The organism is Pseudomonas sp. p106, from assembly GCF_003936645.1.
In the GTDB taxonomy this organism is placed as follows: domain Bacteria; phylum Pseudomonadota; class Gammaproteobacteria; order Pseudomonadales; family Pseudomonadaceae; genus Aquipseudomonas; species Aquipseudomonas putida_E.
The window spans coordinates 75,672-89,168 of sequence record NZ_RHQR01000006.1 but is presented as its reverse complement, the minus strand read 5'-3'; the positions used below and the strand labels follow the sequence as shown (position 1 = coordinate 89,168).

Sequence of the window (13,497 nt, the reverse complement as noted above, 5' to 3'; positions counted from 1 at the left end):
AGCGATGGACAGAATTACGCCGGCTATCGGAAAGAACATTCATCAGGTTTCTCCCACTCCCGCTGAAACGCCAAAGGCGGCGCCTGTGTCGGAGCAGCCCGAAGCCTTGGGGCAATTCGATTACGTGCAGACCAAGGTGGTGCCGCTGCGTGCGGAGCATCTGGAACGCAACCGGATCGTCTCCTACAACAAGAACTCGAACATGAGCGGGGCCATCGACCTGCTGCGCACGCAAGTGCTGCAGGCCATGGAAGAAAACGGCTGGCGGACTTTGGCGATCACCTCGCCGACACCCGAGGCGGGCAAGACAGTGCTGGCGGTCAACCTGGCCATGAGCATCGCCCACCACACCACCAAGACCGCGCTGCTGGTCGACTTCGACCTGCGTCGGCCAAGGGTTGGCAGCAGCCTTGGCCTGCCCATGGACAAAGCGCTGAACGAGCTGCTCAAAGGCGAGGCCTGGCTGGAAGAGGTACTGGTCAACCCGACCTTGCCGCGGTTCGTGGTGCTGCCCACGCGTGAACCGATACCGATGTCTACCGAGATGTTGTCATCGCCCAAGGTCAACAGCCTGATCAGCGACCTGCGCGACCGCTACGACTCGCGTATCTGCATTTTCGATCTGCCACCGCTGTTGAGTTCCGACGATGCATTGACCGTCTTGCCGAAGTTCGACTGTGTGCTGCTGGTAGTGGCCAACGGGGTGAACAGCAAGAAGGATATCGAAGACTGCCTGCATCATCTGGCGACGGCGAATTTGATCGGGGCGGTATTGAACAAGGCGGATGAGCAACCGCGGCCTTACTACTGAGCCTTTGATTGCTGATGCAAGGAGCTGGCTAGCCATGCTTGCTCCTTGCTTGCTATTGCGCTCACGTCATTGCCAGGGGTACTGAAGCTCCCAGTCCCAGGCGTGCCGCACAATCTGCTCCAGTGAATCGAACCGTGGCTGCCATCCCAGCACCCCCCTGGCCCGGGCAGCATCGGCAACCAGCCTGGCCGGGTCGCCATCGCGGCGCGTTGCCTCGACCACGTTGATCTGCCGCCCGGTCACGACCCGGGCGGTATCAATCACTTCCTGCACCGAAAACCCAAGGCCATTGCCCAGGTTGAACGCCGTACTTGCGCCGCCGGCCAACAGGTAGTCCACCGCCAGCGCGTGTGCCGACGCCAGGTCGGCCACATGCACATAATCACGGATACAGCTGCCGTCGGGTGTGTCGTAATCATGGCCGAACACGGTGATCGCCTCGCGCCGACCAGAGGCCGCCTGCAGGATCAACGGGATCAGGTGGGTTTCCGGTTCGTGGCATTCACCCAGCGAACCTTCCGGGTCGGCGCCCGCGGCATTGAAGTAACGCAGGCACACCGACCGCAATCCGTAGGCACGGTCGAAGTCCTGGAGGATCTGCTCCACCATCCACTTGCTGCGCCCGTAGGGATTGATCGGCGCCTTGGGGTGCTGCTCATCGATGGGGATGTACTGTGGGTCGCCGTAAACGGCTGCTGTAGAGGAGAAGACCAAGTGCCTGATCCCGGCTCGCACCATGGCATCGAGCAGGGTCAGCGTGGCGGCGACGTTGTTCTGGTAGTACTTGCACGGGGCGGTGACCGATTCTGCCACCTGGATGAACGAGGCAAAATGGAAAACGGCGTCGAAGTGGCAGTCGTCGAACAGCGCATCTAGCGCGAGCGCATCAGCGATATCCAGCTCGACCCATTCGATATCAGGGCCGGTGGCCACGGTATCCGCTACCACCACTTCGTGCCCTGCGGCCAACAGGTGCTTGACCATGTGTGAGCCGATATAGCCTGAACCCCCGACAACCAAGTACTTCATCCAATCCTCCTGGAACAGAAGCAGCGTCGAATGCCTGGAATACAGGTCTGAATTGACTCTAGATGGCGATATGCCCTATTTCAAGAAAAGCCAGTTGGCCATGCTGCGCCCGTCGAAACGGATAAGGTAGCGCCCCTCTTCGTAGCTCGACGCCAGCACCTGCTCCTGTCCATCGGCCGTGCGGCCGTAGAGTTTCAAGCCTACTGGCGCCTTGACGCTCAGGGTGCCTTCGAGCGGCTCGACGTGAAACGGAGTCATGTCGTCGGGGCGGGGCACAGCACGGGTACCCAGTGAAATCAGCAGGCTACGCGACTGGTTGAGCGGCTTGGTATCGAGGCTTTGTACCACCACGCTTGCATACGCGGTTTTCAGTTGCAGCTGGATGTCGCCAAGGTCCATTGCCTGGCCACCCAGCCAGCCAGTCGCGGCCTGGGTCGAGGGCGTGTCAATGGTGTAGACGCCCTGTTGCCAGTTGCGCCGCAGTTGCCCGGTATCGGTGACCGACTCGCTGGCGTTGGCATCGAGCAGTGAGTGGTCTGGGTCACGCAGCACCTGCGCATCGGCCGGGATGGCACTGGCCTGTAGCCACGGCAATTGCGCTGTCTGGGGCATGGCGATCTGCAGTTGGCCCTTTTCCATGGCGGTGCGCAGCAGCACCGAGGTATTGGGTGTGATCGGCCTGTTGAACAAGGTGTCTGGAGTGGGTGCGAAGACGTAACGGGTTTTCGCCAGCTGCACATCCTCGCGGCGGTAGAGCAGGGCGGCGGCGGGCAGGGTGGCCATCAGCGCCGGGTCGTTGTAGGCATTCCAGTTGTCTGCGCGGCGCCACTGGCTGAAGAAGCCCTGCTGGCTGTAAGCGTATTGCATGATTGCGTCCCAGCCCTGGTGGCTGGCCGTCGCTGCCACGTACAGCGGCAGTGAGTGGCGGTCAGGCAGCGGGAAGGGTTCGGCGTTCCACTCGGTGACCGTCATCGGCAGCCCCACCACCTGAGCGGCGCCGAGCCAGTCGATCATGCCGTCGCTGGTCAACGGGTTCTTCTCCAGCTGCCCGATGCCGCCATAGCTGTGGGCATCGATGACGTCACCCGTGGTCAGCGACGGCAGTGAGGACAAGCCGTTGCCGCCCCAGGTGCTGGTGGTGGAGATGGGTACCTTGACCCCGATGTTGCGCAGGTCCTTGATCATGTCAGCGAAAACGCGGTGCTCCAGGTCGTTGAGGAACAGCTTGGAGGGGCCGTGCTCCCAGGCACGCCAGGTCTTGTCCGCCGGCAGGTCCTGGCGGGCGGCGAAGGCCTTGGCTTCGTCCATGTATAGCCGGCTGTGGCGGGGCACACCCTTGTCCGGCAATAGCGCGTTGCCAAAGTGCTGGGTGATGTCGTTTTCGTTGGTGAGCAAAATGGCCGCGATTGCCGGGTCGTCCTTGTAGGCAAGCCCCGTATAGCGGTTGATGTGGGTCATGTAGCGTTCAGCGAAGCGCTTCATGGCCTGGGCAATGGTGACGTTGACGTAGGCATAGCCCTTTACAGCGGCAACGCCTTGCTCTTTGGGCAGTTCATCGAAGGCGTAAATGTTGTCGTTGGCGGTCAGGATGCGTGACACGTTCATGTCGAGCCAGACATACACGCCCTCGTCCTTGAGGCATTTGATCCACCAGTCGATCTTCCTTAGCGCTTCGGCGTCGAGTTGCTCGGTGTTCTTGAGCTGGGTGAGATCGCCGAAGATGTTCGGGCTCACCCACGGGGAGTCGTGGTGGTGCAGCCTTACCAGGTTGAAGCCCAGTGCCGATAGACGCTTGGCCTGCGCTTTGATTTCCTCGTCAGGCGTTTTGAACAGCGCATAAGCCGACAGGTTGGTGCCCCAGAAGCGCGCCGGGGTGTTGTCGGCAAACACCAGTTGTTCACCGGATGCTTTGACGAAACCACGTTTGCCGGCTGGTATTTCCCCCGCGTTGAGGAACGACAGGTCCACAGGTGACGTGCGCCAGTCCAACTGGTCATCCGGCCATTGCGTGGGGTCGGCCAGGCCGAAGCGTTCGCTGGGCGTGGGCCCTATGGCGATATCCCCGGCAACGGTCAGCACCGCCTTGATCTGTTGGCGGCCAGGCAGAATCGGGTCGGTGTAGAAGAAGGTTCGCACCTGGCTGGTATCGCCCCGCTCGAAATAGACCTTGGCCAACGGGGGATCGAAGCGCATTTGCACACGTGGCCCGCCGCTGTTCTTGCCCCAGGCCCAACCGCGGTTGCCGGGCAACAGCACCGGGTCGCCCATTTCCCCGGCGATCAGCGCCGGGTCGAAGCGCCAGACGATGCCGCCGCCCATCACATCGGCCTGCTTGCTCTGTGCCTGCAGGTCGAAGTGCCAGGTCAGGGTTTGCCCCTGGTCCTTCTGGATATCGGCTTTCAGGTCGAAATCAAGGTCCTTGTTTCGCCCCGTCAAGGTGTAGCGGTAAGGCCCCTGAACCTTGAGTGTCGGGTAGAAGCCCGTCCAGCTCCAGTCTTCACCCCAGAAGTCGAAGCTTGAGGCAAAGGCAGGGCCGCCTCCGCGCGTCAGGTTGGGCAGGCCGTTCTGTTCGTCGACGCTGACGACCCACTCCGAGGCCATGCCGGCCAGCGGCAGCATCAGCAGGCCAACCAGTGCCGTTGCCCGGGTCAAGGGGCAGAATGAAGTGCAGGTCATTGAACTACCTCGGTTGCAGGCTGGCGTTGGCAGGGTGTTCGGCATCGGCGAAAGCGTGCCTGCGGACCATCTGGATGTAGGCGATGCCGAGCCCGGCAATCGACCAGTACACCACCGGGATTACCGTGATGCTGCTTACCGTGAAAATGGTTACCAGGATGCCCAGCAATGTCGCCAACAGCACCCTGCCGAGCTGGCGGTAAGGGTCACTCTTGTCGGGGAAGGTACGCATGCTCTTGTTGATGCCCATCAGGACGCAGGCGAAGAACCCCACGAACAGCGCCAGCCCTACCAGGCCGATCCTTAGCGCCAGGCCGATGTAGGTGTTGACGATGTCGATGATGCCCTCGCCCTGGATCATCGATTGCATTTCCGGCGTGTTGCGGAAATCGAACGATCCGAATAACGGGTAGCGCTGAATGACGATCCACGAATTGTCGAGCAGTCGCTCGCGGTAGGTTATGTTCTCATTGTCCACGCTGCCGATGAACGGCAGCAGGTCGAGGATCTTTTCGCCGCCGGGCACGATGGTCAGCAGCGGAATGCTCAGCACCCCTGCCAGTGCCAGCAGGGACAGGCGCGTGACTGCACGCTTGCCCATGGCGATGAACACGACAATCATCACCACCGCGCCCACCCATGGGCCGCGTGACAGTGGCACAAACAGGCCGGCGGCCAGCAGCAAGGCCCCAAGGTTGCGCTGCAGCTGGCTGCGCACGAAGCCCTGCACGAACAGGAACAGACCAATCGCAACCGTGATCACATAGCCCAGGGCAATGGCCTGGCCGGCGGTGACGCTGGCGCGCAACGAACCGCCCCGGCTCAGGTAGCCTTTCATGCTCCACTCCACACCCAGGGCGTCGAGCAACGCGTTGTACAGCAGCCAGTGGCGCGCGTACTCAGCGACGGCCAGCAGCGACAAGACCAAAGCGGCAATGACGAAGGCCAGCATCGCGTCCTTGAAGTCGCTCAGCTCCCTCAACCCGCGGCTGGCGACGTAGTACGGCAAGAACACGTCGACATACAAGTACACCGCCTGGCGCAGGGTATCGGTAATCGTGGTCTCGCGCAGGTACAGCAGCCCCATCAGCAACAGGCTGGCGGCCAGCAGCTTGTCGGCCCACAGGCGGCCGAAACGCAGCGTATCGCTCTGCTTGCTCAGCACCAGTGCGGCGGGGAGCAGCACGCACAGGGTCAGGATGCGCTGATGGTTCAGCTCGATCAGGTAGTTGACCACGCCAAAGCCGGGCACCTCTTTCGACGCGGGCGGTATGACGAACAGCAACAGGAAGAACAGCGCCATGGGGTTGCGCTCGCGGCGCCTGGCCGTGAGCAGCATGACGGCAGCAACGGCGGTGTAGATCCAGTAGCTGTGTGCAAAAAAGGCCACCAGTGTTAACGCGAACCACAGGTTGCGGCGGCGCTTGAAATCGCTCTCGGCAATCAGGTCCTTTGCCGGGCTGCGTGCGAGAAAGAACACCACGCAAGCCAGGAACAAAATGACGATCAGCGCACGTAAATGTTCGGGCATGGGAGAGGTCACCTGTCCCTGGGTGGATGGGCACTAGCATCATGGCTAATTGAAACTATAGTGACTTCTAGCCATTCAGTCAGAGATTCAAGTCATGCCGTCGATTGATGTGCAAGCACCTGCCAGTCTGCGCAAGCGTGCCATGGGCGCAGGCGCATGGAACCTGGTCTCGCTGGTGGCCTCGCAGGTGCTGCGCTTGGGCGGCAACCTGATCATGGCGCGGATACTGCTGCCGGAAATGTTTGGGGTGATGGTCATTGCCACCACCGTTTCTGTGCTGCTGCACCTGCTGTCCGATGTCGGCCTGCGGCAGAACATCATCCAGAGCCACCGCGGCGACGACCCATTGTTCCTCAACACCGCCTGGACGGTGCAGATCGTGCGCGGCTTTGTGCTGTTCGCGCTGACGCTGCTGCTGGCCCTCGGCGCCTGGTGGGCGCAACTGGCCGATCTGTGGCCGGCGCATTCCACTTATGCAGCGCCAGAGCTGCCGCTGGTGCTGGCGGTGACCGGCATTTCAGCGATCATCTGGGGTTTCCAGTCCACCAAGATAGACGTCGCGGTACGCGCCTTCCAGCAAAAGCGCGTGGTGCTGATAGAGCTCGCATCGCAGGTCGTCGGGCTGGTCACGATGCTGGTGATCGGCTATTTCACCCGGTCTATCTGGTCTCTGGTGGTCGCCGGCCTGGCCTCGGCGCTGGTTGGCACGTTACTGGGCCATTTCGCCTTGCATGGCCCGCACAACCGCCTGCAATGGGACCGCGCAGCGCTCACCGAACTGATCGTGTTCGGTCGCTGGATACTGCTGTCTTCGATGGTTGGGGTATTGGCCATGTATGGCGACCGCATCTGGTTCGGCGGCACGATGACGGTGGCGCAGCTTGGGGTGTATTCCATTGCCGTGCTGATTCTCGGGTCGATCCAGACCGGCTTGCTCAAACTGGTCGGGTCAGTGGCACTTCCAGCTTTCAGCGAAGCGGCCAGGGCCGGTGACCAGGCGCGCCTGAAAAAACTCTACTTCCACTTCAGGCTGCTGGTCGATCTGGTCATGCTGTTCCTGTGTGGCGGTTTCCTGACTGCCAGCCCGCTGCTGATCGGCTGGATGTACGATGAGCGCTATGCCGACGCAGGCCCGATGCTGGCCATCCTGTCGCTGTCGTTCTTCACCTTGCGCTATACCTTGGCACATCAGTTGTGGATCGCTTTGGGCCATACCAAGTACCAGGCGATGGACAACATCATCCGGCTCGTCTCTTTGTGGGCACTGATACCGTTGTTGCTGGCCATTGGCGGAGTGAAATACGCCATATGGGGGGCCGCTCTGCATACCTTCCCGACGCTGGCACTGATCGTCTATGTCAATTCCAAGCTGAATATCTGGAGTATGAGGCGTGAACTTGTGGTGCTACCGATGATTGCGGTCGGCGCATTGTGTGGCTTCCTGATCACGCGTTTGTTCGACTGGCTCTGAAGCCTTCCCGGCAGGCTGCACATAACGATACCGGGCTAGATAAAATCAACGGCATAGGTCTTGTGATCATGGGGAAGCTACAGTTTCTTGATCGGCAATCGGGTCGCCGCGGCTTTCTTCGCAATGGCGTGTTGCTGGGCGTCGGCGTAGCTGTTTTCGGTATCGTCCCTGGCGCTGGGCGCAAACCGGCTGAAAAGGGCGGGTTCGTTGTGATCAACGGCTGGGTCTTGCCTTCGGAATACTTCAAGGACGGTCGAGCATGATCAAGGACTTCGAGGCTGAGAAAACCCTGCGCGAAGCCTACGACGTGTGCATCATCGGTGCCGGCCCGGCCGGCATCACCCTGGCCCTGCAGCTGGCGCAGGCGGGGTGGAGCGTGGTGCTGCTCGAGGGGGGAGGGCGTGAGTATGAGCCGCGCTCGCAGGAACTCTACGCGTGCACCTCGACCGGCCTTGAGCTGTATGCCGAACAGACGCGCCTGCGTTACCTGGGCGGCACCTCCAATCATTGGGCAGGCCGTTGCCGCCCCTTCACTTCGTCCGATTTTGCCGTAGCGCCGCCTGTCGGCCTGCCAGGCTGGCCGATCGACTATGCGCAGATCGAGCGCTACCTGCCGGCGGCCATGGCGATCGTTGACCTGCCGCACGGGGCTGGCTTTAAAACCGTGAACACCGGCTTGAACGGTGGCGAATTCGATGCTGACTGTTTTCTGCTGAGCCCGCCAACACGGTTCGCGCAAAAGTACGCATCGGCGCTCAACGAGACGCCCGGGCTGGAGGTGTTCATCAACTGCAACTGTGTCGACCTCGAATTCGATCAGGCTTCAGGGCAATTGAAGGCAGCGGTGGTGTCCGATTACGACCAGCATCGCGAGCGTGTCGCGGCCAATCAGTTCGTCCTGGCGATGGGGGCGATCGAGAATGCCAGGCAATTGCTCAACAGCGCTTCGCTGGTGGGTGCTGGCGTGGTGAAAAAGGAGGGCCTGACCGGGCGTTGCCTGATGGAACACCTGAACATCGACTTGGGTACCTTCATACTCAAAGATGGCTTGGGCACCGAGCCGCGCCAGTATTACACCACTGATGCATTCGTCGCTGAGTACCATGCCGGCAAGGGCAATGTTTCCGCTACGGTGCTCTCCGATGTGCAGACCTACGGCAGAACGGCCGAGGTCAAATACTTTCTGGAAACCCTGGCGTGTCAGATGGGGCTGGCCAGCAAGATCGAGTTCGTCGCCAAGTTCAGTTGCCCCGGCGATGGCGTCATGACCACGATGATCGAACAGTTCCCGGATGCACAAAGCCGCATTTCGCTGCTCGACGAAACAGATGAGCTGGGCGTGGCCAAGGTCAATGTCAATTGGGTACTCAGTGCCACCGACAGGCATACCATCAAGTGCATCGGCGCTGAACTGGCCAAGCAGTTCGCCCAGGCGGGGCTCGGCTTCGTCAAGCTCAACGATTTTGTCTATGACACCGAGTTGCCCCTGAAACTGTCGCCCCATGCCCATCACATGGGCACCACACGCATGGCGGCATCCCCCGAGTTCGGCGTGGTCGACGCCAACTGCAAGGTGTTCGGCAGTGAAAACCTCTATATAGCGGGCAGCAGCATTTTTGCCACAGGTGGCGCCTCGAACCCGACGATGCCGCTGTTGCAGTTCGCACTCAGATTGGCCGACCACCTCGATACGAAGATGAAGGCGGCCAGTGGGGCAGTTGTTCGAAGGGATGAGCAATGTGGGGAAAGGGTTGAGCGCGATACGGTCAGCATAAAGAAGAACGAGACCGGTTCGCCTCAGGGACAGTCCAGGACCGCTTGACGTGCGAGGGTAGCAGAATGATTGGATGGATACGCAATGCCATGACGCAGTATGTCTACTCAACAGGAAGGGGAGGCTCGGCTTACAAGAAATTCTGCAACCCGACGCCCTTGGAGTGGGGTACCTACCTGGCACGGTGGGGCAAATTCCACTCGGTGGGCAGCAATGTCTATATCAATTGCGGCTGCAATGTCACCGACCCCACTCTGGTACGCATCGGTAGCAATGTGGGCCTGTCGGACTGCACCTTGATCGGCCACGACGGTGTGGTTGCGCTGATCGAGATCTGTTACGGCAAGCACCTGGATTCGGTCGGCTACATTGACATCAAGGACAACTGTTTTGTCGGGCATGGTGCGATCGTCATGCCGCGCGTGACCATAGGGCCGAACGCTGTGGTCGCTGCAGGCGCTGTCGTCACCAAGGATGTTCCACCCGGCACGGTGGTCGGGGGCAACCCGGCCAAAGTCATCTGTACGACTGAAGAACTGATCAGCCGGGTCGAGGCGCGCTGCAATGCCTACCCCTGGATCGAGACGGTCAAGCAACGCAAAGGCGCTTACGACCCGACCGTGGAACCTGCGCTGGCACGCCAACGCAGCGAGTATTTCTTCGGAGACGGCAGCAATGGATAGCAAACCCGTCGACGTGATGGTCGTCAATTTCAATACCGCATCGTTGCTGCAGCCGATGTTCGATGCGCTGCGCCAGGCCGGGAGTGAACGGCTGGCCAGCTATCTGGTAGTGGACAACGCATCCGTCGATGATTCGGTGCAGCGCCTGGCCGAGGTCTGCCCGGAAGCTGTGCTGCTGAGCAACACGCATAATGTCGGCTTTGGCCGCGCCAACAACCAGTTGCTGGCGCACCTGCAGGGCAAGTACGCGCTGCTGCTCAACACCGACGCCTTCGTCGCTGCTGACAGCCTGCAAAAAACCGTCGATTACATGGACGCGCACCCGGACTGTGGCGTTCTGGGCGTGCGCCTGGTGGGGCGCGACGGTGACCTGCAACCCAGTTGCCGCTACTTCCCCACGCCCTTGAATGTGTTTGTCGCGCGTACCGGCCTGGGGCGCTTTTTCCCCGGGCTGAAGATGGTCGACGAGATGGCCTGGGACCATGCCTCGGTGCGTGAATGCGACTGGTTGCCGGGCTGCTTTTACCTGGTGCGCCGCGAGGTGCTCGATCAGGTGGGCCTGTTCGATCCGCGCTACTTTCTTTATTACGAGGAAGTCGACCATTGCAAGCGAGTGAAGGAGGCCGGTTGGAAGGTGGTGTTCTACCCGCACACCACCGTGGTGCACATTGGCGGGGAAAGCTCCAAGTCGGTCGCCGAACTGGAGGCCGCGAGCCGGCAGATCTCCAGCTACCAGATCGAGAGCGAGCTGCTGTACTTTCGCAAGCACCATGGCGTGCCGGGCTTGATCCTGCACATGCTGCTGGTGAGCCTGGGTGACCTGGTGCTGGCGCTCAAGGCATTGCTCAAGGGGCGAGGCTGGGGCGCGATCAAGGCCTGTTGGCTGCACACGCGCGCCACCTGGTCACTGTTGCTCAAGACCCAGTTTGCCAGCCAACCCACACGGTAGGTGAAGCCATGTTCCAGAACATACGCGCGGACTTGCGTGCACACGGTGGAGATTGGGGTGCTCAGGGCTTCTGGGTACTGCTGGTCTATCGTTTTGGCCGCTGGCGCTACGGCGTGCGGCCGGCACCTTTGCGTAAAGTGCTGTCGTTCGTCTACAAGGTGCTGTTCAAGTTCGTACAGATCATCACCGGCGTCGAGTTACCGTGTGAAGTGGTGATCGGTCGCAACTTCGTCATCGACCATTTCGGCGGCATCGTCATCAGCGGCTATGCGCGATTCGGTGATGACTGTCGGATTCGCAATGGTGTGGTGGTCGGCCTGAAGAATGTCAATGAACCGATTGCTCCCGTCTTTGGCAACAACGTCGATATCGGCGCCGGGGCCAAGGTGCTGGGCAACATTCGCATCGGCAACAACGTGTCGATCGGCTCCAACGCTGTAGTGTTGATCGATGTGCCGGACAATTCACTGGCTGTGGGCGTGCCTGCGACCATCAAGGCCCGAAAACCCAGCGAAGCGATGGAGTTCACATGAGCCAGGCAATGGCTGACCGTACCCGGGGTGGTTCCCTCAAGCGCTGCGAGTGAGGCTCAAGGTGACAGGCATTGGAGTGGTGGTTATCGGCCGTAACGAAGGCCTTCGCCTGGAACGCTGCCTGGCGTCGCTGGCGGGGCGGGCGGACAAGGTGGTGTACGTGGACTCAGGCTCCACGGACGGCTCCGTGCAACGAGCATCGGCCTTGGGCGTCGAGGTGCTGACGTTGGACATGACCATACCTTTCACCGCCGCGCGTGCACGCAATGAGGGTTTTGCCTGCCTGCAAAAGGCCCTGCCTGCAGTGCGCCATGTGCAGTTCGTCGATGGCGATTGCGAAGTGCATGCCGGCTGGCTCGTCACGGCGCAAGCCTTTCTCGACACCCACCCGCAGGTGGCGGTGGTGTGTGGGCGGCGCCGCGAGCGCTTTCCCCAGCACTCTGTCTACAACTGGCTGTGTGACCTGGAGTGGGATACCCCGCTGGGGGAAACCAAAGCCTGTGGCGGTGATGCGCTCATGCGTGTCGATGCCTTCGTGGCCGTCGCAGGCTATCGCTCTGCACTGATCGCCGGGGAAGAGCCCGAACTGTGCGTGCGGCTGAGGGCGGCCGGCTGGAAGGTCTGGCGCCTGGCTGCTGAAATGACCCTGCACGATGCCGCCATGACGCGCTTCGGCCAGTGGTGGCGGCGCAGCGTACGCGCAGGTTATGCCTATGCCGAGGGCGCCTCACTGCATGGCGCACCGCCGGAGCGGCATTGGCTGCGCGAGTCGCGCCGTGCCTGGGTTTGGGGCTTGGGCATTCCACTGCTGGTCGCGTTAGCAAGCATCTGGATGGGCCTGTGGGCACTGGTACTGCTGCTGGTCTACCCGCTGCAGATGCTGCGCCTGGCGCGCCGTGGCGGTAGGTCGGCGCGTGAAAACGCAGTACAGGCGGTATTTCTGGTGCTGGGCAAATTCCCGGAGATGCTGGGCCAGATGAGGTTTGTGCTGAACAGGTTCACGGCCGGTAACCCGGCGTTGATCGAGTACAAATGAGATGCCTAAGATGCTCGGATCGTTAGCCAGAAGCGTATTCACCTTGCAACCCGGCTATTCGCTGCGGGCGTTTAACAACAAGTACAAGCTGGCCACAGCAATGATCAGGCAGTGGCCGGACTTGCGCACGTTCATGCAGCGCATGTCAGGTGCGCTGGGCAACGAGCGCTTCGCCAGGCTGGGCGTGGACTGCATCGGGGTGGTGCAGTGGCCCTACATCAGCAAATGCTGGGACGCCCGTGAACGGCTCGATGTGGTGGCATCGCACTATGAAGTGGTCGCCAGCCATTGCCCGGCACTGTTGCTGTTGGAGCGCGAGGAGCGCCAGGTTGTCTGCGACCTGTCCGCCTACTCCAACGGGTGCACCCTGGTGCTGGATCGGCCCATCTGGTTCAAGCGGGAAGGGGAGTTGGTGATCAACCTGTTCCAGGCTGACCTGCGTGTGGCGTCGCTGGCGTTCACGCTGTGCCGCACAGAGGGCGAGCTGTGCCTGTTCATTGGTGCCGTGCAGGGCATCCATAAAGGCATCGACAGCGAAACCTCGCTGAACATCTACCGCGACCTGACCAAGGATTTCGAAGGGTTGCGCCCCAGAAGCTTTCTGCTAGAAGCCCTCAAGTGCCTGGCCAGAGCGGCCGGGGTCGCCCGCATCTATGCTGTCGGCGATCAGTGCCGGCACCACCGTCACCCGTATTTCGGGGTTGAGAAGGCTCAGGACCTGGCAGCCAACTATGATGTGATATGGCAGGAGAGCGGTGCCGAAACGTCGGAGCGTGAGGACTTCTTTGTGGTCCCCCTGGCAGCTGCCAGGCGTAACCTGGAGGACATCGCGCCGAAGAAACGGGCCATGTACCGACGGCGTAACGCGCTACTGGACGACGTTTTCGCCAAGATAGAAGCAGCACTGCCCGGCACCGCCGCGCAAACAGAGCTGCCGTTGCATCCTCAGCTAGCCTGTAGTCAGTGAGCCACAGCATGAGGTAAAGGTCAGGGCGTCGCAGAAG

10 protein-coding genes and 1 pseudogene are annotated in these 13,497 nt (G+C 61.1%); 8 read left to right on the top strand and 3 right to left on the bottom strand.

Annotation, left to right across the window (positions count from 1 at the left end; translation table 11 throughout):
- The first annotated feature begins 4 nt into the window (after positions 1 to 4).
- Complete coding sequence (locus EGJ09_RS09775) at positions 5 to 811, top strand: CpsD/CapB family tyrosine-protein kinase (protein WP_046785988.1); 807 nt, start codon at positions 5 to 7, stop codon at positions 809 to 811.
- 66 nt (positions 812 to 877) lie between these two features.
- On the opposite strand, the gene galE is transcribed toward EGJ09_RS09775, so the two are convergent.
- The 3 genes from galE to EGJ09_RS09760 form a co-directional block, all read right to left on the bottom strand.
- The gene (galE, locus tag EGJ09_RS09770) at positions 878 to 1,840 is read right to left on the bottom strand and encodes a UDP-glucose 4-epimerase GalE (protein ID WP_125923707.1); all 963 of its coding nucleotides are present in this window, start codon (positions 1,838 to 1,840) and stop codon (positions 878 to 880) included.
- 75 nt (positions 1,841 to 1,915) lie between these two features.
- On the bottom strand, positions 1,916 to 4,516 hold the full coding sequence (locus EGJ09_RS09765; RefSeq protein ID WP_125923706.1) for a glycosyl hydrolase family 5: 2,601 nt from the start codon (positions 4,514 to 4,516) through the stop codon (positions 1,916 to 1,918).
- Between the two features lie 4 nt (positions 4,517 to 4,520).
- A complete protein-coding gene (locus tag EGJ09_RS09760) occupies positions 4,521 to 6,047 on the bottom strand; it encodes an O-antigen ligase (protein ID WP_046785991.1) in 1,527 nt (508 codons plus the stop codon).
- Positions 6,048 to 6,141: 94 nt separating this feature from the next.
- Here EGJ09_RS09760 and EGJ09_RS09755 point away from each other — a divergent pair, with 94 nt between their 5' ends.
- From EGJ09_RS09755 to EGJ09_RS09720, 7 genes and pseudogenes are all read left to right on the top strand, one after another.
- Complete coding sequence (locus EGJ09_RS09755) at positions 6,142 to 7,518, top strand: oligosaccharide flippase family protein (protein WP_125923705.1); 1,377 nt, start codon at positions 6,142 to 6,144, stop codon at positions 7,516 to 7,518.
- A gap of 259 nt (positions 7,519 to 7,777) precedes the next feature.
- Positions 7,778 to 9,235 (top strand): annotated as a pseudogene (locus tag EGJ09_RS09745) (FAD-dependent oxidoreductase); the annotation flags it as partial.
- Positions 9,236 to 9,357: 122 nt separating this feature from the next.
- A complete protein-coding gene (locus EGJ09_RS09740) occupies positions 9,358 to 9,975 on the top strand; it encodes an acyltransferase (RefSeq protein WP_046785994.1) in 618 nt (205 codons plus the stop codon).
- On the top strand, positions 9,968 to 10,924 hold the full coding sequence (locus tag EGJ09_RS09735) for a glycosyltransferase family 2 protein (RefSeq protein ID WP_046785995.1): 957 nt from the start codon (positions 9,968 to 9,970) through the stop codon (positions 10,922 to 10,924). Before EGJ09_RS09740 ends, EGJ09_RS09735 begins: the two co-directional genes overlap by 8 nt.
- 8 nt (positions 10,925 to 10,932) lie before the next feature.
- The gene (locus tag EGJ09_RS09730; protein WP_046785996.1) at positions 10,933 to 11,457 is read left to right on the top strand and encodes a serine O-acetyltransferase; all 525 of its coding nucleotides are present in this window, start codon (positions 10,933 to 10,935) and stop codon (positions 11,455 to 11,457) included.
- A gap of 61 nt (positions 11,458 to 11,518) precedes the next feature.
- Positions 11,519 to 12,493: a glycosyltransferase family 2 protein gene (locus EGJ09_RS09725; RefSeq protein WP_046786396.1), complete on the top strand. Its 975-nt coding sequence runs from the start codon at positions 11,519 to 11,521 to the stop codon at positions 12,491 to 12,493.
- A 10-nt stretch (positions 12,494 to 12,503) separates the two neighbouring features.
- Complete coding sequence (locus EGJ09_RS09720) at positions 12,504 to 13,460, top strand: VirK/YbjX family protein (protein ID WP_125923704.1); 957 nt, start codon at positions 12,504 to 12,506, stop codon at positions 13,458 to 13,460.
- Positions 13,461 to 13,497 lie beyond the last annotated feature (37 nt).

Coding starts and splice junctions, on each gene's coding strand:
- EGJ09_RS09775 (WP_046785988.1), top strand. CDS start 5: ATGGACAGAATTACGCCGGCTATCGGAAAGAACATTCATCAGGTTTCT.
- galE (WP_125923707.1), bottom strand. CDS start 1,840: ATGAAGTACTTGGTTGTCGGGGGTTCAGGCTATATCGGCTCACACATG.
- EGJ09_RS09765 (WP_125923706.1), bottom strand. CDS start 4,516: ATGACCTGCACTTCATTCTGCCCCTTGACCCGGGCAACGGCACTGGTT.
- EGJ09_RS09760 (WP_046785991.1), bottom strand. CDS start 6,047: ATGCCCGAACATTTACGTGCGCTGATCGTCATTTTGTTCCTGGCTTGC.
- EGJ09_RS09755 (WP_125923705.1), top strand. CDS start 6,142: ATGCCGTCGATTGATGTGCAAGCACCTGCCAGTCTGCGCAAGCGTGCC.
- EGJ09_RS09740 (WP_046785994.1), top strand. CDS start 9,358: ATGATTGGATGGATACGCAATGCCATGACGCAGTATGTCTACTCAACA.
- EGJ09_RS09735 (WP_046785995.1), top strand. CDS start 9,968: ATGGATAGCAAACCCGTCGACGTGATGGTCGTCAATTTCAATACCGCA.
- EGJ09_RS09730 (WP_046785996.1), top strand. CDS start 10,933: ATGTTCCAGAACATACGCGCGGACTTGCGTGCACACGGTGGAGATTGG.
- EGJ09_RS09720 (WP_125923704.1), top strand. CDS start 12,504: ATGCTCGGATCGTTAGCCAGAAGCGTATTCACCTTGCAACCCGGCTAT.